Origin of the sequence: Demequina sp. B12, from assembly GCF_028823635.1 — a bacterium.
Lineage (GTDB): Bacteria > Actinomycetota > Actinomycetes > Actinomycetales > Demequinaceae > Demequina.
Map to the genome: position 1 here is coordinate 442,494 of NZ_JAPEHU010000002.1, position 23,232 is coordinate 465,725.

At 62.3% G+C, this 23,232-nt stretch carries 23 protein-coding genes; 9 read left to right on the forward strand and 14 right to left on the reverse strand.

Annotated elements, in window-relative coordinates; translation table 11 throughout:
- The first annotated feature begins 24 nt into the window (after window positions 1-24).
- The 6 genes from tatA to ON058_RS06625 are packed head-to-tail and all read left to right on the forward strand — an operon-like array spanning window position 25 to window position 7,065.
- Window positions 25-273, forward strand: coding sequence for a Sec-independent protein translocase subunit TatA (gene tatA / locus ON058_RS06600; protein ID WP_274668231.1), 249 nt, complete (start codon window positions 25-27; stop codon window positions 271-273).
- Window positions 263-1,051, forward strand: coding sequence for a twin-arginine translocase subunit TatC (gene tatC, locus ON058_RS06605; RefSeq protein WP_342453000.1), 789 nt, complete (start codon window positions 263-265; stop codon window positions 1,049-1,051). The genes tatA and tatC overlap by 11 nt, the downstream gene beginning before the upstream one ends.
- Before the next feature lie 14 nt (window positions 1,052-1,065).
- Window positions 1,066-1,977 carry a diacylglycerol kinase family protein gene (locus ON058_RS06610; RefSeq protein WP_274668232.1) on the forward strand — a complete coding sequence of 304 codons (912 nt, stop codon included), beginning with the start codon at window positions 1,066-1,068 and terminating at the stop codon, window positions 1,975-1,977.
- A gap of 10 nt (window positions 1,978-1,987) precedes the next feature.
- Window positions 1,988-4,729, forward strand: a complete 2,742-nt coding sequence (locus ON058_RS06615) for an RNA helicase (protein WP_274668233.1) — start codon at window positions 1,988-1,990, stop codon at window positions 4,727-4,729.
- Window positions 4,730-4,786: 57 nt separating this feature from the next.
- Entirely contained in the window at window positions 4,787-6,325 is a 1,539-nt protein-coding gene (gene lnt / locus ON058_RS06620; protein WP_274668234.1) for an apolipoprotein N-acyltransferase, read from the forward strand.
- Entirely contained in the window at window positions 6,319-7,065 is a 747-nt protein-coding gene (locus ON058_RS06625; RefSeq protein WP_274668419.1) for a polyprenol monophosphomannose synthase, read from the forward strand. Before lnt ends, ON058_RS06625 begins: the two co-directional genes overlap by 7 nt.
- A 1-nt stretch (window position 7,066) precedes the next feature.
- On the opposite strand, the gene ON058_RS06630 is transcribed toward ON058_RS06625, so the two are convergent.
- The 3 genes from ON058_RS06630 to ON058_RS06640 all read right to left on the reverse strand — a co-directional run bounded on the left by ON058_RS06630 (window position 7,067) and on the right by ON058_RS06640 (window position 9,039).
- Window positions 7,067-7,405: an RNA polymerase-binding protein RbpA gene (locus ON058_RS06630; protein WP_274668235.1), complete on the reverse strand. Its 339-nt coding sequence runs from the start codon at window positions 7,403-7,405 to the stop codon at window positions 7,067-7,069.
- Window positions 7,406-7,540: 135 nt separating this feature from the next.
- Window positions 7,541-8,638, reverse strand: coding sequence for an ACR3 family arsenite efflux transporter (gene arsB / locus ON058_RS06635; protein ID WP_274668236.1), 1,098 nt, complete (start codon window positions 8,636-8,638; stop codon window positions 7,541-7,543).
- Window positions 8,635-9,039: an arsenate reductase ArsC gene (locus tag ON058_RS06640; protein WP_274668237.1), complete on the reverse strand. Its 405-nt coding sequence runs from the start codon at window positions 9,037-9,039 to the stop codon at window positions 8,635-8,637. The genes arsB and ON058_RS06640 overlap by 4 nt, the downstream gene beginning before the upstream one ends.
- A gap of 72 nt (window positions 9,040-9,111) precedes the next feature.
- Here ON058_RS06640 and ON058_RS06645 point away from each other — a divergent pair, with 72 nt between their 5' ends.
- On the forward strand, window positions 9,112-9,483 hold the full coding sequence (locus ON058_RS06645; protein WP_274668238.1) for a helix-turn-helix transcriptional regulator: 372 nt from the start codon (window positions 9,112-9,114) through the stop codon (window positions 9,481-9,483).
- Here ON058_RS06645 and ON058_RS06650 read toward each other — a convergent pair.
- A complete protein-coding gene (locus ON058_RS06650; protein WP_274668239.1) occupies window positions 9,393-10,349 on the reverse strand; it encodes an EamA family transporter in 957 nt (318 codons plus the stop codon). The genes ON058_RS06645 and ON058_RS06650 overlap by 91 nt on opposite strands.
- Before the next feature lie 74 nt (window positions 10,350-10,423).
- On the opposite strand from ON058_RS06650, the gene ON058_RS06655 reads away from it, so the two are divergent.
- Both ON058_RS06655 and ON058_RS06660 read left to right on the forward strand, forming a co-directional pair.
- On the forward strand, window positions 10,424-10,939 hold the full coding sequence (locus tag ON058_RS06655) for a MarR family winged helix-turn-helix transcriptional regulator (protein ID WP_274668240.1): 516 nt from the start codon (window positions 10,424-10,426) through the stop codon (window positions 10,937-10,939).
- Between the two features lie 62 nt (window positions 10,940-11,001).
- Entirely contained in the window at window positions 11,002-13,356 is a 2,355-nt protein-coding gene (locus ON058_RS06660; protein ID WP_274668241.1) for an excinuclease ABC subunit UvrA, read from the forward strand.
- 122 nt (window positions 13,357-13,478) lie between these two features.
- Here the strand turns inward: ON058_RS06660 and ON058_RS06665 are convergent, their stop codons facing one another.
- The 10 genes from ON058_RS06665 to ON058_RS06710 form a co-directional block, all read right to left on the reverse strand.
- Window positions 13,479-14,009 carry a hypothetical protein gene (locus ON058_RS06665; RefSeq protein ID WP_274668242.1) on the reverse strand — a complete coding sequence of 177 codons (531 nt, stop codon included), beginning with the start codon at window positions 14,007-14,009 and terminating at the stop codon, window positions 13,479-13,481.
- Window positions 14,009-14,515, reverse strand: a complete 507-nt coding sequence (locus tag ON058_RS06670) for a hypothetical protein (protein ID WP_274668243.1) — start codon at window positions 14,513-14,515, stop codon at window positions 14,009-14,011. The genes ON058_RS06665 and ON058_RS06670 overlap by 1 nt, the downstream gene beginning before the upstream one ends.
- Window positions 14,516-14,609: 94 nt before the next feature.
- On the reverse strand, window positions 14,610-15,107 hold the full coding sequence (locus tag ON058_RS06675; protein WP_274668244.1) for a flavodoxin domain-containing protein: 498 nt from the start codon (window positions 15,105-15,107) through the stop codon (window positions 14,610-14,612).
- Between the two features lie 207 nt (window positions 15,108-15,314).
- Window positions 15,315-18,725 carry a pyruvate carboxylase gene (locus tag ON058_RS06680; RefSeq protein WP_274668245.1) on the reverse strand — a complete coding sequence of 1,137 codons (3,411 nt, stop codon included), beginning with the start codon at window positions 18,723-18,725 and terminating at the stop codon, window positions 15,315-15,317.
- An 81-nt stretch (window positions 18,726-18,806) separates the two neighbouring features.
- On the reverse strand, window positions 18,807-19,361 hold the full coding sequence (locus tag ON058_RS06685) for a MerR family transcriptional regulator (RefSeq protein WP_342453002.1): 555 nt from the start codon (window positions 19,359-19,361) through the stop codon (window positions 18,807-18,809).
- A 120-nt stretch (window positions 19,362-19,481) separates the two neighbouring features.
- Complete coding sequence (locus ON058_RS06690; RefSeq protein WP_274668247.1) at window positions 19,482-20,210, reverse strand: MerR family transcriptional regulator; 729 nt, start codon at window positions 20,208-20,210, stop codon at window positions 19,482-19,484.
- 4 nt (window positions 20,211-20,214) lie between these two features.
- Complete coding sequence (locus ON058_RS06695) at window positions 20,215-20,604, reverse strand: FHA domain-containing protein (protein ID WP_274668420.1); 390 nt, start codon at window positions 20,602-20,604, stop codon at window positions 20,215-20,217.
- Between the two features lie 29 nt (window positions 20,605-20,633).
- Complete coding sequence (locus tag ON058_RS06700; RefSeq protein ID WP_274668248.1) at window positions 20,634-21,281, reverse strand: CDP-alcohol phosphatidyltransferase family protein; 648 nt, start codon at window positions 21,279-21,281, stop codon at window positions 20,634-20,636.
- 10 nt (window positions 21,282-21,291) lie between these two features.
- Window positions 21,292-21,444 (reverse strand): hypothetical protein, encoded by a 153-nt coding sequence (locus ON058_RS06705; protein WP_274668249.1) that lies wholly within the window; start codon window positions 21,442-21,444, stop codon window positions 21,292-21,294.
- A 97-nt stretch (window positions 21,445-21,541) separates the two neighbouring features.
- A complete protein-coding gene (locus ON058_RS06710; protein ID WP_274668250.1) occupies window positions 21,542-23,224 on the reverse strand; it encodes an alpha/beta-hydrolase family protein in 1,683 nt (560 codons plus the stop codon).
- Window positions 23,225-23,232: the final 8 nt, after the last annotated feature.

A 23,232-nucleotide genomic window follows, 5' to 3' on the forward strand; every position in this document is an offset into this window, starting at 1 on the left:
CGTTCACTCCCGGAAGGAACCGTGATGGGTTACCGCGAAATCATCATCATCGCCATTGTGGTGATCCTGCTCTTTGGTGCACCCAAGCTTCCTGAACTGGCTCGCAGCCTGGGCAAGTCCATGAAGATCCTGAAGGAAGAAACCAAGTCGCTGAGCGACTCGGACAAGAAGGACGCCGCTACGGACGACAAGGGAACAACGAACGCCAGTTCTGCGGACGGCGGCGAAGGCTCCGCCGAGTCCTCGAGCGACGACGACAAGCGTGGCAAGTAACACCTCACGTCGGTCTAACCCCGATGCGCGCATGTCGTTGCGCGCTCACTTACGGGAGTTCCGCAACCGGCTGATCTACGCAGCGATTGGTGTCGCGGTGTGTTCGGTCGTTGGCTGGGTCATCTACGAACCGGTCTTCGAAGCACTTCAGGCGCCCATTATTGAAGCTGCTGAAAGTCAGGACGCGCTGGTCACCGTGAACTTTGCGGGACTCGCGACCGCCTTGGACATGAAGATCAAGGTCTCACTGTTTGTGGGCGTGGCGCTCTCGTCTCCCTGGTGGCTTTATCAACTGTGGGCGTTCGTCGCTCCAGGGTTGAAGTCAAAGGAGAAGCGTTACACGATCGGCTTCCTGGCATCGGCTATTCCGTTGTTTGGTGCAGGGCTGTTTCTGGCCTGGTGGATCTATCCGCAGGCCGTTCGGATTCTCACAGGATTCACCCCCGAAGGCGGGTCGAACTTCCTGGATGCCCAGATGCTGATGAGCTTCACGATGAGGCTGTTCCTCGCCTTTGGCATTGCGTTCGTCTTTCCTGTCGTCATGGTGTTCCTGAGCTGGTCAGGCGTAGTGCGGACCCGCACGTGGCTCAAGGGCTGGCGCTGGGCAGTCATGATCATCTTCATCGCCGCGGCCATGCTGACACCCACACCAGACGTCGTCACGATGCTGACCATGGCTGGCCCGATGGTGGCCTTGTACTTTGGTGCGATCGGCGTAGCAAGGCTTGGCGAGAGACGGCGAGACCGCAAGCGCGCCGCGGCGCTCGACGACGCATGACAAGAGTCGGGTTGGTGGCCAACCCGGCCGCCAACTCGGGTCGAGGTGGGGGAGCGGGCACGCGAGCACTGCGAGCGCTCCAAGACCGGGGCGTTGACGTCCTTGATCTGTCGGGGCCGTCGTGGTCGCGAGCGCTGAGTAACGCGCTCGACGCACGCACCCAACTGGATGCGTTGGTGGTCGTCGGTGGAGATGGAACGGTGCACCTGGGCGTACAGGTGTGTGCGAACACCGATGTGCCCTTGGGTATCGTTCCCGCGGGTTCAGGTAATGACTTTGCATCCGTGATGAGGGCTCCGGCCGCAGACGTGAGTGACACCGTCGACTCGATTCTTGCTTCACTGCAGGAACCGACCCCTGTTGATGTGGGACAGACACGCAGGAACGACGGGCACACACGGTGGTTCGCCGGGGTCCTCTCCGCGGGAATCGACGCGGCGATCGCGGAGCGCGGTCGTCGTATGCGTTTCCCCCGTGGCTCTCTTAAGTACAAGGCTGCCGTGGTGGGAGAGTTGCCGGTCTTTCGCCCCTATGACATCGACATCCATGCGTCACTTGACGGGCACACGGTGTACGCGCACTCGCAGTCGTGCACCCTGGTGGCAATCTCCAACTCTGGGTTGCTCGGCGGCGGAATTCCGATCAGCCCCAAGTCGTCGGTGACGGACGGCGCGCTCGAACTGGTCATTGCCGATGCTTTGACAAGGAGAGAGATCGTGGGGATCTTTCCCGCTCTGTTGAGGGGCGCACACATCGATGACCCGCGCGTGCAGGTGATCTCCGCAGACCAGGTCACGATTGCGCCCTCTCGAGGCGGCACCTTACCGCCGGTGGCGTCTGCGGACGGGGAACCCATCGGGCATCTGCCTGTTGACGTCCGTGTCCTCCCGGGTGGCTTGCGACTGCTCGGTCTGCAACGGCATTAGCCTGGCTTGCATGACTTCCCCCGCCGAGCGATACGCGTCTGCACGCGCACGGGCCAAGCGTCCCGACCTCACCGCATTCGAGGAAACGCTGTCGTTCCCGCTGGACCCCTTTCAACGCGAAGCGTGTGAGGCCGTTGCCGATGGTCGGTCGGTACTTGTAGCGGCCCCCACCGGGGCAGGTAAGACCTTGGTGGGTGAGTTTGCCGTCAAGCACGCGTATGAGCGAGGCGAGAAGGCCTTCTACACCACACCTATCAAGGCGCTCAGCAATCAGAAGTTCCACGACCTTCAGCGGGTCTACGGCGACGACAACGTGGGCCTCCTGACAGGTGACACGTCGATCAACTCCAATGCGCCCATCGTCGTCATGACGACCGAGGTCTTGCGCAACATGATCTATGCCGGATCCAGCACTCTCCACACGCTGGGGGCTGTGGTCCTTGATGAGGTCCACTACCTCGCCGACAGGTTCCGCGGCTCCGTGTGGGAAGAAGTCATCATCCACCTGGGTCCGCGTACTGCGTTGATTGCTTTGTCTGCCACGGTGTCCAACGCTGAGGAGTTCGGCGCCTGGCTGACTGAGGTCCGCGGTGACACCGCTGTGGTGGTGTCGGAGCATCGGCCGGTCCCGCTGTGGCCCCACGTTCTGGTGAGGGAAGGCATCTTCGATCTCTACGGGCCCGGTGTTGATCCGCAGGATCCCGGAGTTAACCCTGCGGTCAATCCCGAACTCATCGCCGCGACCAAGCGTGACCGTTTTGATGGCTCTCGGCATCGTGGCAGGCCCTCACGTGGGGGGCGCCGTCCTCAGGGCCGCAGGGCTCCGCCGCGGTTCGCGGTGATTGATGTCCTCGACCGCCAAGGGCTGCTACCCGCCATCGTGTTTGTGTTCTCGAGGGCAGGGTGCGAGGACGCTGTGGACCAAGTCCGCGCCGCTGGTCTCGCGTTGACGACTGAGGAAGAGCAGCGTGAGATCGCTCGCATCGTCGACGAGCGCTGTGCCGCTATCCCATCGGCGGACTTGGGGGCCCTGGGATTCCTGCGCTGGCGCGACTCGCTTGAAGCCGGCATTGCCGCTCATCATGCTGGCATGATCCCGTTGTTCAAGGAGGTGGTCGAGGAGTTGTTCTCCGCGGGCCTCCTGAAGGTCGTCTACGCTACCGAGACGCTTGCGCTGGGCATCAACATGCCCGCCCGTTCGGTGGTGCTCGAGAAGCTGGTCAAGTGGGATGGTCAAGGCCACAAGGACCTGACAGCGGGGGAGTACACGCAGCTCACGGGCCGCGCTGGTCGCCGTGGGATCGACATCGAGGGCCACGCGGTCGTCGTGGAGCACCCCGGGTTCGACGCCACTCAGTTGGGCCGTCTCGCTTCCCGTCGCACCTACCCACTGGTGTCGAGTTTCTCCCCGTCGTACAACATGGCGATCAACCTGGTGGCGCAGTCCGGTGTGGAAACCGCTCGCGAACTGCTGGAGCTGTCGTTTGCCCAGTATCAAGCGGACCAAACCGTGGTGGGCAAAGCGCGACGAGTTCGCGAACTCGAGAAGACGCTCGCCGGGTATGGGGAGTCCGTGACTTGTGACCAGGGCGACTTCATGGAGTATGCGGCCTTGCGTGAACGTATCAACCGTGCGCAGAAAGAAGCGTCGCGGGCCGTGAAGCGCGAAAGGCGAGATGCAGGGGTGGAGACCCTCTCTCAACTCCGCAGGGGTGATGTGGTGTCGATCGCTTCAGGAAAGCGTGCGGGACTTGCGGTTGTCGTTCTCCCCGACCATCACGCGCATACGCCACGCCCCACCGTCATTACCCATCACGCCCGTTCAGTTCGGCTCTCCATTGCAGACCTTCCCGCCGGTGTGGAAGTGGTGGGTGCGATCCGTGTGCCCAAGAAAGTGGATTCACGGAACGCACAGCAGCGCCGCGAACTGGCGCAGGTGATGAACAATGCGAAGGACACTTTCGAACTACCGTCGCGACGTCGTGCCCAGCCCGCGTCCGGTCAGCAATTGCGAGATGACCAGATCGACAGCTTGCGCCGCCAGCTGCGGGCGCATCCCTGTCACGGCTGTCCCGACAGGGAGCAGCATGCGCGTTGGGCTGAGCGCTACCACCGGACTCTTCGGGATCGCGACCGCCTCGTGCGCGAGATCTCGCGCACGACCGGCTCCATTGCGACGATCTTTGACAGGCGCTGCGCTGTGCTGCGTGACCTGGGCTACCTCGAAGGGGATGGCACGCAGACCGCGGTGACGGAGTCCGGCGGGCTGATGAAGCGGCTGTACTCAGAGAACGACCTCGTCATCGCCGAATGCCTGCGTCAAGGAATCTGGCAGGAGCTTCACGCTCCCGCACTCGCTGCCGTCGTGTCCAGCCTGCTATATAACGGCCGCCGCGAGGACGACATGAGATCCCCCAAGATCCCGGGTGGGCCTTCGGGCGTCTTGGGGAGAGCGCTGCGGGATTCTGTTCGAGTGTGGTCGCACGTCGATGATCTTCAGCATGCGCATAAGCTGCCGGAAGCACCCGCACCACACTGGGGCATGGTGAGCGCCATCCATGCCTGGGCGCAAGGCAAGACACTCGACGTTGCACTCAAGGACGCGGACATCGCGCCGGGTGACATGGTGCGGTGGTGCAAGCAAGTCATCGACGTCCTCGATCAGATCGCACAGGTGGCCCCCACAGAAATCCTTCGCAGTCGTGCGCACAGCGCCATCGAAGCGATGAGGCGTGGCGTCGTTGCTTACTGACAAGGGCCGTGCGTCGCGCCTCACGGCGCCACGCGGGACGGAAAGTAGGCTGAACCGGTGCTGATCGCCGCTACCCGCAACCTGTTCCTTGCCGTCCTAGGTGGGCTCGCCGTCAACGCTGCTTTCCCTGACTGGGGATGGTGGCCAGCCGCATACGCGGGCGTCGCACTGCTCTGGCTCGCCCTTCGAGAAGCCACCCCGTGGCGGGCCTTCCTTCTCACCTGGGCCTTCGGTATCGCGTTTTTGCTCCCGCATGTGTACTGGGCGTACACCTCAGTCGGGCTAGTGCCGTGGATTGCGTTGTCGATCGCAGAGGGGGCGTTCATCGGCCTGTTCGGTCTGGGATGGTCGCTCGTGAGGCGAGCCCCGTCTCGGCACACTGACGTGCCGTGGTGGTCGCCCGCTGTCTTTGGCTTGTTGTGGGTAGGCATGGAGCAGGTGCGCTCCATGATTCCGTTTGGGGGGTTCCCGTGGGGAAGGATCGCGTTTTCCCAGTCCGACTTGCCGGTGGCGAGACTTGCCTGGCTTGGGGGCGTGCCGCTGACCGGCCTTGTGGTCGTCACGGCCGGCGCAGCATTAGGCCTAGGGATCGAGGTCCTGATACGGCGCCGAATGGTCTTGGGGCTCGCAGCACCGCTCGCTGGCGGCACGCTACTCATGACGGGCCTGCTCATTCCACTTGATACCCAGGCCACCGAGGGCACACTCAACGCTGGTTTCGTACAAGGCAATGTGCCCAATGCAGGCTTGGATGCGTTCGCCCAAGCTCGGCAAGTCACGCAGAACCATCGAGACGGCACCTTCGCCCTGATGGACTCTGATCCGGGACCGCTGGACGTGGTCGTGTGGCCAGAGAACGCTGCTGACTACGATCCGCGAACGGATGCCGAGTCCGCAACGATGGTGGACGCCGCTGCACAGGCGGCGGGCGTTCCTATCTTCCTGGGGACCAACGACTTTTCGCCGGAGGAAGGCCGCTACAACACCTCGTTGCTGTGGGCACCGGGTGGTGACGTCTTGGACACCTACTCCAAACAACGGCCCGCACCGTTTGCCGAGTATGTGCCGATGCGCGACTTCGTCAGTCATTTCTCCGACGCTGTCGACCTGGTACGTACGGAGGTGATTCCTGGTGAGGGTCCTGCGACCGTGACCCTTCCGGTCGAGTCCGTGGGCCGCGATGTAGAGGTGGGCACCATCATCTGTTTTGAGGTGGCCTACGATCCGATCGTCACGGAAGCGGTGGCCGCTGGTGCAGAGGTGCTGTTTGTCCAGACGAACAATGCGAACTTTGGTCTCACCGCAGAGTCCACTCAGCAACTCCAGATGACGCAGTTCCGTGCAATCGAGACGGGCCGCGCGACGGTTCAGATCTCTACGGTGGGCGTTTCCGGAGTCGTTGCTCCCAACGGTCGGATTGTGGAAACCACCGGGTTGTTCACAGCTGAACAGATGTATGCCCAGTTACCGCTACGCTCAGAGATCACTCCTGCCGTGCAGTGGCGGCACGTCTGGCAATGGGGATTCCTGCTGGTTCCCGTGCTACTCGTGGGCGTCGCAACGGTGCGAACGGTCAAAGAGAGGTACGACTGGTGAGCGGCACCCTTGTCATCATTCCCACGTACAACGAGCGCGACTCGTTGCCCGTCCAAATCGATGGTGTGCGCGCGGCAGCGCCTGACGTCGACATCCTTGTGGCGGACGACAACTCGCCGGACGGCACGGGGGAGTGGGCCGATGCTCGGGCTGCGGAAGACTCACACGTCCACGTGCTTCACCGACCGGGCAAGCAGGGTCTGGGCGCGGCCTACTTGGCAGGATTCGCGTGGGGACTTGAACGTGGTTACGACATCCTTGTGGAAATGGACGCCGACGGCTCTCATCGCGCACAGGACTTGCCCGATGTGCTGGCGGCACCTGGCGACTGGGACCTTGCCATCGGTTCACGCTGGGTCAAGGGCGGCTCGGTCGTGAACTGGCCCAAGCATCGGCTAGCGCTTTCTACCGGTGCGAACACGTATGTGCGCCTCATGCTGGGTCTCCACGTCAAGGACGCGACCGCAGGCTTCCGCGCGTACACCGCGGACGTGCTGCGCTCGTTGGATCTGGCGACTGTCGAGTCGCAGGGGTACTGCTTTCAAATCGACATGGCGTGGCGTGTGGTGAAGGCCGGTGGCACAGTCGTCGAGGTGCCGATCACGTTTGTTGAGCGTGAGCAAGGTGTGTCAAAGATGAGTGGCGCCATCATCCGTGAGGCCTTGGTGAAGACCACCGTGTGGGGAATGAAAGAACGCACGGCGCAAGTGCGCCGTGCGTTCAGTCGCCGTACTTCTTGAACTACGAGCCCAGGCGTCCTGCCCGGAGCAGTTGCAGGCGCTCGTCGAGGAGTTCCTCCAACTCGGGGATCGTGCGGCGTTCGAGCAGCATGTCCCAGTGGGTGCGTTGCGTCTTCTCTTCGGTCTCTTGTGGGCGGTCGCCGTCACGCAAGAGCGCGAGTGCGCCACAGTGGCACTCCCACGACAGCGGGACGTCAGCTTCCACCGAGAACGGCAGAGTAAGGATGTGCCCATTGGGGCAGTCGTAGTGGACATCGCGGCGCTCTGCCAGTTCGGCGTGAGCGGGGGTCTCCATGCTTTGTGTTCCCAAACGCATGCCGCGCAATGCTCGATCAGCCATGTCAGCCTCCCTACAAGTGTTCAGGCGGGGTATGCCTGCTACTGAGGGGAACGAGTCTGGTAGGCGTTATGTTCCCGTTGCCGGAGAATTCTCCTCGACTCTGTTTATCGAGGTAACTTGCCGGTTACTGTGACGCTAGCGCGTTTCCTCAACACGCGCATCAGGAGCGGTTTCAGGGACGCGCTGCGGGAACAGACGGGGGCGGAGCCAGAGCGTGACGTAGACCAACCCCACGAGCACGGGCACCTCAATGAGGGGCCCGACCACACCGGCTAGCGCTTCACCGGACGCCGCTCCAAATGTGCCGATCGCCACCGCGATCGCAAGCTCGAAGTTGTTGCCGGCCGCGGTGAACGCGAGCGTGGTGGTGCGGGCATAGCCCAGCCCTAGTGCGCGTCCCGTGACCATGCCGACGCCCCACATGATGGCAAAGTAGGCCAGCAGCGGAACGGCGATTCGCGCGACATCCCACGGGTGAGCAACGACCTGCTCGCCCTGCAATGCGAACAGCAACACGATGGTGAACAGCAGTCCGTACAACGCCCAGGGGCCTACGCGGGGCAGAAACGTCTCCTCGTACCATTCGCGTCCCTTGGCGCGTTCACCCAGCGCACGGGACGCAAAGCCGGCCGCGAGCGGTATGCCCAAGAAGATCAGGACGTTGAGGGCAATCGTGCCAATGGATGCGTCAAGGCCTTGGGTGTCCCACCCCAGCCAGCCCGGCAGGACGGTGAGATAGAACCAACCAAGAAGCGAAAACGCGACTACCTGGAACACGGAGTTGATGGCAACCAAAACTGCGGCGGCCTCCCGGTCGCCGCAGGCAAGGTCGTTCCAAATGACCACCATGGCGATGCATCGCGCGAGTCCCACGATGATGAGGCCGGTGCGGTACTCGGGAAGATCGGGCAGGAAAGTCCACGCCAGAGTGAACATGACGGCGGGGCCCACCAGCCAGTTCAGAACGAGCGACGAGGTCAGTAGCCGCTTGTCGCCGGTGACGGCAGCGACTTTGTCGTAGCGAACCTTCGCCAGGACCGGGTACATCATGACGAGCAGCCCGAGCGCAATGGGGATCGAGATTCCGCCTACTTCAAGCGCTTCGAGTGCTTGCGAGACCTGCGGCACAAAGTGCCCCAGGGCAACGCCGCCCACCATGGCCAGACCGATCCACAAGGGTAGCCATCGGTCCAACGTGGACAAGCGTGAGGGTGCTACCTGCGTGACCGTCATGAGAGCAGGTCAGCGAGAAGAGCTTCGACTCGGCCCTTGATGTCGTCGCGAATCGGGCGGACGCTATCGATGCCCTGGCCGGCTGGGTCATCAAGCTTCCAGTCCTCGTAGCGCTTTCCGGGGTAGAACGGGCATGCGTCGCCGCATCCCATGGTGATGACCGCGTCAGAGGCCTCGACGGCTTCGGGTGTGAGGACCTTTGGTTGTTCTTCGCGGATGTCGATTCCTTCTTCAAGCATTGCCTCGACGGCCACGGGGTTGATCTGGTCCGCGGGCATGGAGCCGGCAGAACGTACCTCGACGGCGCCGCCAGAAAGGTGACGCATGTACCCGGCGGCCATTTGGGACCGGCCGGCGTTGTGGATGCAAACGAAGATGACTGAGGGCTTGTTTTCGCTCATGAGGCAAGCATGGCCTCAACATTGACACCTGTCAATATTGAACGAAATCAATGGTTCATGTACTGTCTGGACATGGACAGTCCCAAGAACCTGTTGGCCGATGCGAACGTGTGCCCTCCTGGCACTGCTGTAGTGGTGCCTACAGGGGATGTCGCCCCCTTCGCAGCCCGGCTGAAGGTTGTCTCGGACCCGATGCGCTTGAAGATTCTGGGCATTCTTGCGGCCAATGGAGCCGTGTGTGCGTGTGACCTCGAAGCGCCCCTGGGGTTGAGCCAGCCCACCGTTTCGCATCACCTGCGTCAGTTGTTTGAGGCGGGCTTGGTCACTCGCGAGAAGCGGGGGACCTGGGCGTTCTATCGAGTGGACCCTGAGGCGCTGAGCGCATTAGGAGCCCCGCTGTCACGGCTCGCAGATGCTGCCACAGCAACGGCGGAGTCTTCCTGAGCCCTGCCCGGGCGGTGCGGCCTGCGGAGGAGTCCTTGGCCGATGCTGACGGCGACGACAATGAGGACTGCGCCCGACAGCTGCAACGGGGTCAATGACTCCTGCAGCGCATACCAGCCCAGAAGAGCTGCGGTGAGTGGGGCCAGGAATGCTAGTGAACTGACCTGGCTTGCTGGCAAGGCAAGAATCCCGCGGAACCACAGCAAGTAGGACACGAGGCCACCGGCGATTGCCAGCCATGCGAGTCCGGCCAGGTTGACGTTCGTCAAGGTGGAGGGCAATCCCTCCAGTGCGATGAGGGGAACGATCAAGATAAGGCCGCCCCATGTCAACTGCCATCCGGTGAAGGCTGCCAAACTCGTGGGGCGTCCCCACCGCTTGGTGAGAATGACGCCTGCGGCCGTTGAGGTGCCTGCGGCGAGGCCTGCCACCACGCCCACAGCATCGGCGCTGGCTCCGGGTGTCAATACCAGGAGCGCCACGCCAGCCAAGCCCAGTAGAGCGGCGGCGAGGGTGCGCCGCGCGCTGCCCTCTTTCAGTACGACGACCGCAAGGATTCCGACGATGAGAGGGTGGACGGCGCCGAGCGTGGCCGCTACGCCTCCGGGTAGCCGGTATGCGGAGATGAAGAGAAGTGCGAAGAAAGCGCCGATGTTCAGCGTGCCAAGGATGGCCGACTTCCACCACCAGTCGCCCCGCGGGAGTGAGCGAGTCGCAGCAATGAGGACGAGTCCGACGGGGAGCGCGCGTGCCACTGAAGCGAGGAGGGGGCGACCCTCTGGCAGAAGTTCAGTCGTGACGAGATAGGTGGTTCCCCACAATATGGGGGCGATCGCCGTCGTGGCGATGAGTGCTGGCCTGTTCACGGAGACTCCTATAGTTTGATGTCAAGATAACTTGAGAAGTAGTTTGACGTCAAAATAATTCCCGGAGGTGCGCCATGGGGGAGCAGCAGGACGCAGTAGACCACTTCATCGACCGATGGGCTCACGTACGCCCGGACGTCGACGTGACGCCAATGGCCGTCATCGGAAGGCTGTCGCGGTTGGCGAGCCTGGTGCAAAGGCAACTCGACTCCGTGTTTGGCGCGTACGGGCTGCAATCGTGGGAGTTTGATGTGTTGGCAACGCTGCGCCGCGCGGGCGCCGGAGTGTCCCTGACCCCAGGGCAACTCGATCGCACGATGATGATCAGCTCAGGCACCACGACCCACCGGCTCAAGCGCCTCGAAGACCGCGGCTGGGTGTTGCGGGAGCGGGATAGTGAAGATGGGCGCAGCATCCGGGTGCAGTTGACCGAGGAAGGGCTGAAGGTCTGTGATCGCGTACAGGAGGCACACATGGACAACGAGCGCGCCATCCTGGCCGGCCTGACATCAGAGCAGCAGGTTCAACTCGCGGCACTGTTGCGTAGTTTCGCACTGAGCCTCGGAGACAGGAGTCCCGACGCCAAGTAGGCGTCAGGTGCGAAGATAGGGCTACGCACCGCTGGGCAACCAGCCGCATTCAAGGAGGACCTGTGGCGAACCCCGACGCTCACGATCTCATCAAAGTACGCGGAGCCCGCGAGAACAATCTGTGCGACATCGATGTCGACCTGCCCAAGCGGCGCCTCACGGTCTTCACGGGCGTGTCCGGTTCCGGAAAAAGTTCACTGGTGTTCGGCACCATCGCCGCAGAGTCCCGCCGTCTCATCGACGAGACCTATCCCGCGTTCGTTCAAGGCTTCATGCCTTCGCTGAACAGGCCCGATGTTGACGTGCTTGAGGGGCTTACGACCGCGATCATGGTCGACCAAGAGCGGATGGGAGCCAACGCACGCTCTACGGTCGGCACCGCCACCGATGCCAACGCGCTGCTCCGGACACTGTTCTCCCGCATAGCTGAGCCACACATCGGCTCACCCCAGGCATACTCGTTCAACGTTGCGTCCATCTCCGGCCAAGGCGCGGTGACGATGGACACCACGCGTGGTGACAAGAAGAAAGAAGTGCGGTCATTCTCGATCCAGGGTGGCCAGTGTTCGCGGTGCGAGGGCATGGGCTCTGTCTCCGACATTGACCTCAGCCAACTGTTCGACGAAACGAAGTCGCTCTCCGAAGGTGCCATCACGGTGCCCGGGTACACCGCTGACGGCTGGTATGTGCGGATCTACTCCGAGTCGGGATTCCTTGACGGCAGCAAGCCCATCAAAGACTTCACTAAGCGCGAGCGTGAGGACTTCCTGTACAAGGAGCCCACAAAGGTCAAGTTCGCCAACATGAACATGACGTACGAAGGGCTTGTGCCGCGGATCCAAAAATCGATGCTGAGCAAGGATCGGGATGCGATGCAACCGCATATCCGGGCGTTTGTGGACCGTGCCGTCACCTTTCAAGAGTGCCCCGAATGTGCTGGTACCAGGCTCAATGACGCCGCACGATCCTCTCTCATCAACGGAAAGTCCATTGCTGACCTGTGCCGCATGCAGATCACAGACTTGTCCCAGTGGTGTGATGCGCTCGAGGCCCCGCAGGCCGCACCATTGCTCGAAGGAATCCGGGCAGTGTTGCGTTCGTTCGTCGACATTGGTTTGGGATATCTCTCCCTTGAACGACCTACCGGGACGTTGTCCGGTGGTGAATCGCAACGCACCAAGATGATTCGTCACCTTGGTTCCGCGTTGACCGATGTCACGTACGTCTTTGACGAGCCCACCATCGGGCTGCATCCGCACGACATCCAGCGCATGAACAGCCTGCTACTCCAACTCCGCGACAAGGGCAACACGGTGCTGGTGGTCGAGCACAAGCCTGAAACGATCGCCATCGGCGACCATGTGGTCGACATGGGACCTGGCGCAGGTAGCGACGGGGGAGAGGTGGTGTTCGAGGGCACCCCAGCCGATCTTGCGCAGGCAGACACCGTGACCGGCCGGCATCTCCATGACCGTGCCTCCCTCAAGGACACCGTGCGCCAGGCCTCCGGGATGATCGAAGTGCGGGGTGCGAGCACACACAACCTCCGCGACGTCAGCGTCGACATACCCAAGGGCGTGCTGACCGTAGTCACGGGAGTCGCGGGCTCCGGCAAGTCGTCGTTGATTCATGGGTCGGTGACGCCCATGGATGGCGTGATTGCGGTTGACCAGAGTGCGATTCGGGGATCCCGCCGGTCAAGCCCTGCGACCTACACCGGACTGCTGGACCCCATTCGCAAGGCCTTCGCCAAAGCCAATGGTGTGAAGCCCGCGCTGTTCAGCTCGAACTCCGACGGTGCATGTCCCGTCTGCAAGGGCGCAGGAGTCGTGGTCACGGAGTTGGGGCCTTTCGACTCTGTAGAGACGCGATGCGAAGAATGCGAGGGACGTCGTTTCCAAGCAGATGTCTTGGAGTACCGGTTGGGCGGCAAGAACATCGCCGAGGTGTTGGACATGTCGGTGGCGCAAGCTGAGGAGTTCCTGGGCAGCGGAGAGGCGAAAACGCCCGCTGCGCACAAGATTGTGGTCCGCTTGAGAGACGTAGGGCTAGGTTATGTCAAGTTGGGGCAGCCGCTCACGACGTTGTCCGGAGGAGAACGCCAGCGACTGAAGTTGGCGGCACGTATGACGGAGAGCGGCGACATCTACGTTCTGGACGAGCCGACCACAGGATTGCACTTGGCGGATGTCGAGACAATGTTGACGTTGCTGGACCGACTCGTCGACGCTGGGAAATCTGTGGTGGTCATTGAGCACCATCAGGCCGTCATGGCGCACGCAGACTGGATCATCGACATGGGTCCAGGTGCTGGTCATGACGGAGGGACGATCGTCTTCGAAGGAACGCCGCGCGATCTGATCGATTCGCAGCGGGGTCTCACAGCGGAGCATCTGGGTCAATACGTGGGTGCATGACCGCAACGGTGTGCGCTGACCGATGGCTGGAGGCCGTGAGACGCATAACGCCGATAATGTGCATTATGTCAAGTAAGGCTGTTGTGGGCACTGCCCCAGGTCATTGACGGGGCGCACACGGACTATCCGACGCCCTGATCCATCAAGCGCCATTGGCCGGACGAATCCTGGCGCAACGTGTAGCCCCATTGTGTGGGGCCCTCCGAGAGCGAGCCGTCGTTGCGGAGCATCTTCCAGTTAAGATCAAAAGTCACCTGGACGGACACGACCTGCGTCCCCGCAGGAAGCTCCACCCAGGCCGGATCAATACTGTGTGGATCCTGGCTCACCTCGGTGTCCCGCAATGTGGCTTCGCCGCACCACGAACCCGTTGACATCGCATCGGTCAGCCACAAGGCGTCGGCTGTTTCACAATCACGTGCATTCACAGCCTCGATGTAGGTCGCGACAACTTCCGTAGGGCTCGCGTCTTCTGCCGGCATCGCCACGTCACCTGGCCTCATGAGCGCCCACACCACCACGCCCGCGGCAATCAGAGTTAACGCGATTGCAGCACTCCCCCAGCCAAACTTCCTGCGCTGGCCCGCAGGTGTAACGTCTGACGGCACCGCCGTGCCGTGCGAGTCTCCTGGGGCGGGTGTCACGTGCTTCATCACTGAAGGCTCCTGTCCAGGATCGACTGAACGGCCCCGTAACCCGGGATGAGCACCACAGAGAGCATGAGGCAATAGCCAGCGGTCAGCAGCGCGCGCCGCGACTCTGCTGGGGTGTGCTTGTCGTGATCGCGGAACATTGTCAGTGCCATCGCCACACCCGCGAGTGAGGACAACCCCAGCGCCACGCACATGGCGATGGCGATTCCTGGCACTGACATCATCAGCACGGTAGCTAGTGCCCACATCAAGGCCAAGACTTGATATGACAACAGCAACGCTCGTGCGGCAAGGGCGCGGTTCGTGGCCCTACCCTGCCGTACTTCTCGCATTGCACGATGACCGAGCAATACACCCAGCGGTGGAACAATCACGCTGCTGATGATCGCCGTCACCGCTAGCCAGTTCCGCGCATCAGGGGACGGGACAATGAGCGGTCCGTCAAGGTTTGACACCTGACCATTGATCACAAACTCAGTTGCTTGATAGCTGCGCGCGTCCGACAAGACGGCACTCCCCCTTCGTGTGTGCCCGGAAACAGCAACGGGCCTGGTATCTGCACGCTAGCAGATTCCAGGCCCGGAGGCTGTTGCAAGACTTTTACAGTGCCGCGACCGCCCTCAGCTCGGTCACGACTTGGCTTGCCCAATCGCGGATGGCCGCGAAGTCTCGGAAGTCACCCTTGGGAGGATTGAGTGCCCGGATGATGGCCTTCTCCCCCATGTTGAGCTTTTCGTAATCCAGGGCACCGTCGAAGCGCTGGTGCTCACGGGCGTTGATAAGCGCCGTGAGTTCCTTTGCTTCCTCGAACTCTTGGTTCGGCGTGGTCACGGTCGCCATGCCTACGGAGAACAGCCACACATCGCGGTTCTTGAGCTCTTCGCTGTGCTCGCGCACCAGCGCTGAGGCATCACGCCGCCATAGACCCCCGTAGACGGCAGAGCCGATCACGAAGGCGTCGTAGTAGTGGATGCCCGTGACTTCGTGTGCCGGGGCACAGTCGACTTCAAAACCGGCTTCATTGAGCACGGCTGCAACTGCTTCCCCGACTTCGCGGGTAGCGCCGTACTTAGAACCTGTGGCGACCAAAACCTTCATGACGAACCTCCTCGCGGCTGTTACTACCACTATGCTCGCCAAAACCCCGATGTGCGAGGGACTATGGTCCCCGCGTCGCGGTCGCAATGGATGGTGACGCCTATCGTGCCTGGCAGACGTGCTGAGGTTTCAAGCTGGGCCTAGACATGCCAACGCCCTCGCTCAGTCCCGTCATGAGACCTCTGAGCAAGGGCGTTGGCGAGTGTCTTACGGTTCGATCACCAAGATCAGGTCTTTGCCCGACAGCGCCTCAGCGCCCGACACCACCACACGGGCAACAGTGCCTGAGATGGGCGCCGTGATCGCAGACTCCATCTTCATCGCCTCGATCACTGCAACCGTCTGTCCGGCCTCGACCTGAGCGCCTTCCTCGACGGCCGCAGAAACGGAACCAGAGAATGGTGCGGCGACGTGTCCCTCGACAGTCGCATCGGCCTTCTCTCGCTCCACCACGTCGACCTTGGCTGACTCGTCACGGATCTGGACTGGTCGCAGCTGCCCGTTGTAATTGAACATTGCCGTGCGTTCGCCGTGGTCGTCGGGTTCGCCCAAGGCCTCTAGGGAGACCAGTACCTGGACGCCCTCCCCCAGTTCGACCATGGCTTCTTCCCCACTGCCGACCGTCAATCCATAGAGATAGTGGAAGGTGTCGACCACAGAAATGTCGCCGTACTGTTCAACGGCGGCATCGAACTCGCGGGCCGGGCCAGGGAACAAGAGATGGTTCAGAGCACGTTGGCGTTCCGGTCCGGCCTGTGTCAGCGCGGCCTTGTCCTCGTCGCTCAGTTCCTTACGTGCAGGGGCTGCTGCGCGGCCCTGAAGGGCCTTGGTGCGGAACGGCTCAGGCCAACCGGCGGGAGGGACACCCAAGTCTCCCTGGAGGAACCCAATGACCGAATCAGGCAGGTCGTACTCCTGAGGGTTCGCCTCGAAGTCTGCCGGGTCGGTGCCATTGGCCACCAGGTTGAGTGCAAGGTCGCCCACCACCTTGGATGAGGGCGTGACCTTCACGAGTCGACCCAGCATCGCATCGGCTGCCGCGTAGGTGTCTTCGATCTGTTCGAACTTGTCTGCCAAGCCCAAGGAGATCGCCTGCTGGCGAAGGTTGGACAGTTGTCCGCCGGGAATTTCGTGGCGGTACACGCGGCCAGTAGGCGCCGATAGTCCCGACTCGTACGGTCCGTACAGTTTGCGGACGGCCTCCCAGTACGGCTCCAAGTCCTGTGCGGCGGACAACGGAATCGCGGTGTCGCGAGCGGTGTACTCCATCGCAGCGATCAGAGCAGCCATGGGCGGCTGCGAGGTCGTGCCGGCCATCGCCGCGTTAGCGACGTCTACCGCGTCTACACCGGCTTCTGCGGCAGCAAGCAATGTGGCGACCTGACCGCCGGTGGTGTCATGGGTGTGGAGGTGGACGGGAAGGTCAAAGCGAGACCGCAACGCATCGACGAGCATGAAGCCCGAGGCGGGACGCAGCAGGCCTGCCATGTCCTTGATTGCCAGGATGTGTGCGCCAGCGTCGACCAACTGCTCTGCCAGCCGTAGGTAGTAGTCGAGCGTGTAGATGTCTTCATCCGGTGACACCATGTTGCCCGTGTAGCAGATCGTCGCCTCGGCGACTGACGTGCCGGTGGCCCGCACGGCTTCGATCGCAGGACGCATCTGGTCGACGTCGTTGAGGGCGTCGAAGATGCGGAAGATGTCAATGCCGACCTCCGTGGCTTCCTCAACAAAGGCATGCGCGACTTCGTCCGGGTACGGCGTGTAGCCCACGGTGTTGCGTCCACGCAGCAGCATCTGCAATGCGATGTTGGGAACTGCTTCACGAAGGTTGGCGAGGCGCTGCCACGGGTCCTCCGACAGGAACCGCATCGCGACGTCGTAGGTGGCGCCACCCCAGCATTCCAGCGAGAACAACTCGGGGGCCATGCGTGCGGTGTGCCCTGCGGCGCCCAGAAGGTCGTAGGTGCGTACACGTGTCGCCAACAGCGACTGGTGCGCATCGCGCATGGTCGTGTCCGTGAGGCGCAGGCGACGGTCCTGACGGAGGGCCGATGCGAAACCTTCCGGGCCGAGTTCGAGTAGCTGTTGGCGTGTGCCGTCAGGGATGGGTGCGTTGAGATCGATCTGCGGCAGTTTGGTGCGGGGGGTCAGCAGTGCCCTGGACGGCTCGCCGTGAGGACGATTCACCGTGGTGTGGCCCAAGAAGTTCAGCAGTTTGGTCGACCGTTCGGCGCTCTCCGGCACTTCCAGCAGGTATGGACGCTCGTCAATGAAGCCGGTCGTGACTCCCCCGGCTTGGAAGGCTTCGTCTGCCAGGACTGCCCGAAGGAAGCGGATGTTGTTGGTCACACCGCGAATGCGGAACTCCGCCAATGCGCGTGCAGCGCGACGCACGGCAGCCTCGAAGTCGTGGCCGCGGCACGTCAGCTTGACCAGCATGGAGTCAAAGTGGCCTGTGACAGTATTTCCGGCCATGCCGGTCGCGCCATCGAGGCGTACGCCTGCACCACCGGGTGAGCGATACGCGACGATGCGTCCTGTGTCCGGGATAAAACCGTTGGTGGGGTCTTCTGTGGTGATACGGGTTTGGACCGCGTATCCGTTGGTACGGATGTCCTCTTGGTGAATCCCGATCTCGGGCAGGCTCTCCCCCGCCGCAATGCGCATCTGTGCGCTGACGATGTCGATGTCGGTGACTTCTTCCGTCACCGTGTGTTCCACCTGAATACGGGGGTTCATCTCGATGAACACGTGCTCGCCGGCGCGTTCGCCCTCGGTGGCGACCAGGAACTCCACCGTTCCGGCGTTCACATAACCCAGCGACTGCGCGAACTTCACCGCGTCAGCACACAGCGCCTCACGGATGGCTGGGTCGAGCGCAGGCGCCGGTGCGATCTCGATGACCTTCTGGTGACGCCGCTGAACCGAGCAATCACGCTCGAACAGGTGCACCACGTTGCCGTGTGCGTCAGCCAGGATCTGGACCTCGATGTGGCGTGGGCCCAGAACCGCCTGCTCCAAGAACACCGTGGAGTCACCGAACGCGTTCTCTGCCTCCCGCATCGCTGCGGCGAGGGCTTCAGGGAGAGCCTCCCTGGATTCGACACGGCGCATTCCTCGTCCACCGCCACCGGCGACAGCCTTCACAAACACCGGGAAGCCGATGCGGTCAGCCGCTTCAATGAGTTCCGCAGGGTCCTTGGAAGGTTCCGACGAGTCGAGGACCGGAACGCCTGCCTCACGTGCCGCTTTGAGGGCGGCTACCTTGTCACCTGCTTGGGCGAGCACCTCTGGGGGCGGGCCCACGAAGGTGAGACCTTCATCCGCGCACCGCTGTGCGAGCTCCACGTTCTCTGACAGGAAGCCATAGCCGGGGTAGATGGCGTCAGCACCTGCGTGCCGGGCCACACGGACCATCTCGTCGATGTCGAGGTATGCCTTGACCGGGTGGCCCTCGTCGCCGATCTGGTAAGCCTCATCGGCCTTGACACGGTGTTCTGACATGCGGTCTTCGTACGGGAAGACGGCGACTGTGCGTGCACCCAACTCGTAAGCCGCGCGGAAAGCGCGCACAGCGATTTCGGCACGGTTGGCAACAAGAACCTTAGAGAACAACGGTTTTCCCTTCGACGGTGAAGTTAATCCTGCCAGGCTTGTGCAGACCTGACCGCACTCACCGGTGGGAACTTGAAGGACTTAAGACGCGTGGGTGCGCTTGGCACGACGCTGCGCGAGCTCGTCCATATGGTTGGATTCCGGCTCAACCACGCCGTCGCCCTTGTCTGCGGGCAGTGCGGACAGCGATCCCTCAAGCTCGCGCCACACCTTGCCCAGGGCGATTCCAAAGACACCCTGTCCACCCTGGACCAGGTCGATGACCTCATCATCTGAGGTGCACTCGTACACCGAGGCGCCATCAGACATCAGCGTGATTCGGGACAGGTCTTCAACCCCACGCTCTCGCAGGGTGTCGACGGCTGCACGGATCTGTTGGAGCGATACACCGGAGTCGAGCAGCCGCTTCACTACTCGCAACACCAGAATGTCTCGGAAGCCATACAGGCGTTGCGTTCCGGAACCTGTGGCGCCGCGCACGGTCGGTTCAACCAAGCCGGTCCGAGCCCAGTAGTCGAGTTGGCGGTACGTGATGCCGGCCGCCTTGCAAGCGGTCGGTCCGCGATATCCCGCGTTCTTGTCGAGGTGAGCTAGGCCGTCGTCAAACAGAACACCCTGGTCCTGCAGTGCACTCATATCGTGACCACCGGTCTGAGCCATCATCCCCTCCTCATCAACTAACTGTGACCAAACTAGAGATCAGGGCCACCCTGGTCAACGCACCACGCGGCGCTGGGGATAGCCGTGTCCTCATTGTTATCGGTCGACTTCCGCGTGTACCCAAGCGCTGAACATCGCAATTGCCGCATCGGACCGTTGTCGCACTTGAGCATCGGCCTCAGCGTCATTGCCCTTGGTACGCGCGGGCCGGGAGAGCTCGCGTGCCTCGTGCGCTTCGCGCTGCGCGGCGCGCACCAGGTTCTTCAGCGCTCGAAGGTCGCCGCCCGCGTCAACGTATGCCTGCGCTGCGACGACGATCTCCACCGCGGAACGCTCATAACGGCCGGGCGAGGTTTGAGCAATGATCGCTGCCGCGGTGAGTTCGTCTACCAACTCCAGAGAAGCCGAGGCATTGGAAGCAAGTTCCGATGTCGCAAGCAGGGGTTCCCGGTGTGTCACTTCGTGAAGCGAGACGGGTTCGTGCAACAGCCCCGCGTCAAGTTGCGCGAGGTAGTCGGCAATGACTGACAGGGGGCGGTAGTGATCCCGCTGCTGACGCAAGACGAACCTCAGGCGCTCAACGTCCGCGGGCGAGTACTGGCGGTATCCAGATGGAGTTCTTACCGGGGTGACGAGGCCATTGGAGTCCAGAAAGCGAAGCTTCGAAGAGGTGAGTGCAGGGAACTCCTGGGAAACTTGCGCAAGCACGTCGCTGACGCGCAAATGCGCGTCGTGGGAAAGCGCGTGAGGCCAGGTCCCCGACACGGACGCAGCCGGAGTAGTCCCGGCCGGTTCGGGAAGGGGGACGGCGCTCAGCGCAGCCATCGATTCAGGCTACCGAGCCGGGGTGGAAGGTCATGCGGTACTTGCCAATCTGCACTTCGTCACCAGCGTTGAGCTTGGCTTCAGACACCAGTTCCCGGTTCACGTACGTGCCGTTCAAGGAGCCCGCATCGCGAACGTAGAAGTCCTTGCCATCCCGAATGAACTGCACGTGCTCGCGTGACACGGTGACGTCGTCAAGGAAGATGTCACCCTTCACCGAACGTCCGGCGGTCGTCACGTCAACATCAAGCAGGAAGCGTGCTCCCTGGTTGGGGCCGTGGTGCACGATCAGAAGTGCACAGGCTTCGTCCAATGCGGCCACAGCTGCATCGTCCTGCGCGGACATGCGAGTGGGTGCTGATTCGTCGACAGGCAGTTGCGCATCCAGGGACATGGTGCGTTCAACTGGGCTTTCGTCGTAGGTCATGACGCCTCCCTACTGTTGTGGTCGTTGGTATCCATCTTAGGCGTGGTGGCCTGCTGGAGGGCGTTACGCCGTGAGGCGCGTTCGTGAATGTCACGCACGTATCCCACGCCGCTTACCCAATACAAGACCGCAGCTCCACATGCGCCCACGATCGCCACCACGTGCAACCAGTCCCACCTGTCGAAACTGATGTAGGCCAGCGGAAGGAACACGTAGAGCGCGAATGTGGCGCTCTTGCCCACGAAGGTCACGTGCGGACTTGGGGTCTTGCGCACGCGCCCGTAGAGCAATGCGCTGCCGACCATGGCGTCCCGGGCCATCAGGACGATGACTAGCCACCACGGAATGATGTCTCGCACGGCGAGACCGAAGACTACGACGATGGTCAGGAGACGGTCGGCGGCTGGGTCGAGGAGACGGCCAAGTTTGGTGACTTGGTTCCAGCGGCGTGCAAGGTATCCGTCGAGGAAATCGCTGATGCCAGCAAGGGCGAGCACGATGATCGCCCCAACATCCTGCGCAGCGAAGAAGAACCCCCCGAACACCCCGATCAGCAGGATGCGAACAAACGAAATGACGTTGGGGAGCGTCCAAATCGCCGCCGACGGGACCTTGGTGGCACCAGATGCGGAGGGATCACTCACGCAGGGGAGTCTACTTGTCCTTTGCTTCCTGGGCTAACACCTTGTCGACGGTCTCCGACGCGATCCGGGTTGCTTCATCCTCTGACGCGCCGCGTGCCAACTCCTTGGCGCGGATCTGGTCGAACTTGTACCGCCGAGTCTCGGTGGAGTGTTGCTCGGTCATCACCCTCTCCTTACCGTTCGCGCGGACCCCCGTGGTCCTGATCTCCAGGCTATGCCTGGAAGCGGTCCGATGCACGCGCATCGGACCGCCGTCAGAGCTAGTTTGCGAGGGGGTTGAAGGTGTCGTAGGTGGCGATGACGGTACGCACGCGCTCCAGCGCGTCTTCGTCGAGGTCCGCGTCGCCAGTGACTACGTGCAAGGAATCGAGTGCAAGGTTCCCGTACTTGTGGCCCTGATCCTCGGGAACTCCTTGGCTCAGGATGAGGTCGATGATGCCTTGGAAGGCTGTGACCCCGGGGATCCAGAACATGTCGTCGCTGACTTGGTCTGAGCGTTGACCCGGCTGCAACCACGCAGGTTCAGACCAGATTACGGACGGCCCAATCCAGACAATGGGGTCGTTGCCGTGTTGAAGGTACGCAACCTTGGTGCCGTCCCACTGAGAGCTGGGTTCTTCTAGCCCGCCCCAGCGATCAGTCCACCGTACGTGTTCGCCTTGGTCCAATACTGGGAGCGCGTAGGGAGAGCCCTCGTCCCTGCGGTCCTGAAGTGTCGACCACAGTGACGTGAAACTTGGCGTCCCCGCGAGAACCGCGCCGTTGGTCTTGTCGAGGAGTTCTTGTTCGGAGTCGAAGGCGGCATTCATGCCGTACGAACCCAAGCTGAGCCCATAGACGGTGAGTTGTGGGCGGGAGTCATCGGGAAGTGCCGACCACCACTCGTACACAGCATCAAAGAGAGCGGATGTTCCTTCAGGTGCGAGGTCCGGCGTCAGCAACGCCGACACTGGGCTGGGCGTCGCACCGTATTGGAGGGTGACAAGCGCCGTATCTCCAGCGTGCAGGTACTCAAAACCATCGATCGCTGCCGGGTCGAGCCAGCCGGACCCCGTGGTTCCCGCGACAAGAAGCTGCGCCCTGTCGGCAGCCCCGGTACGTTCAAGTTCCTCGACGGCGAGTTGGGCCCTTTCGGCCAACGTGGGGGCCGAGTCCATCCCCACGTAGATGCGGATGGGTTCGGTAGCTTCGGTACCCGTAATCGCGGAGAGCTCCTCGACCGACGGGCCACCTCCGACAATCTTGGCGCCCGCCTGGCCTACGGACTCCCACGACACCGCACTGCTCGAACTTCCAGAACGCAGCTCAGTGGTGGGTTGCGCGAAGGCAGGGTCGTAGTGGTCGTTTCGTGCGCCATACAACGATGTGAGCAACAGCGACAGGATGGTGGTGCCGACCCCCAGAACGAGGAGAACACCGACCACGCTGGTGGCGCCCGCCGTGAGCGAGACCGCCACGGGTCGTGGACCGTGGTCTCGCCGTGACACCTTGGTCAGCAAGGCGACGACACCCTTGCGCAGGAAGTTGTGAAGACGCCGTACTCCCCTGCCGATGGCGAAGCCCAGCCACACACCCAGAGAACCACCGAGCACGATGCCCAGCCAATGCAAGCCATCCATCGGAGCGATCCCCACAGCTTCGCGGATGTCGTTCTGCCAACGCACCGCGAGAGGTGACAGCGCGACAAACAGCGCGCCCGTTCCCACCGTCACAAGCCACGCAGGGGCCGAGGCGTCCCACTTCAATCGGCCGTATGACAGAAGGCGGATCAGGCGCCACGTGAGCACCCCAAGCCCGTAGCCCAAGGCAAAGGCAAGTCCTGCGACGAGCCCCTGACCCCACGCGGGGCGAGGGAGCAATGATGGTGTCAGCGATGCCGTCACGAACAGCACGCCAACGATCGATCCCACGACGTCAAGTCGTCGTTCCCGCCACTGGCTCATATGTGTGC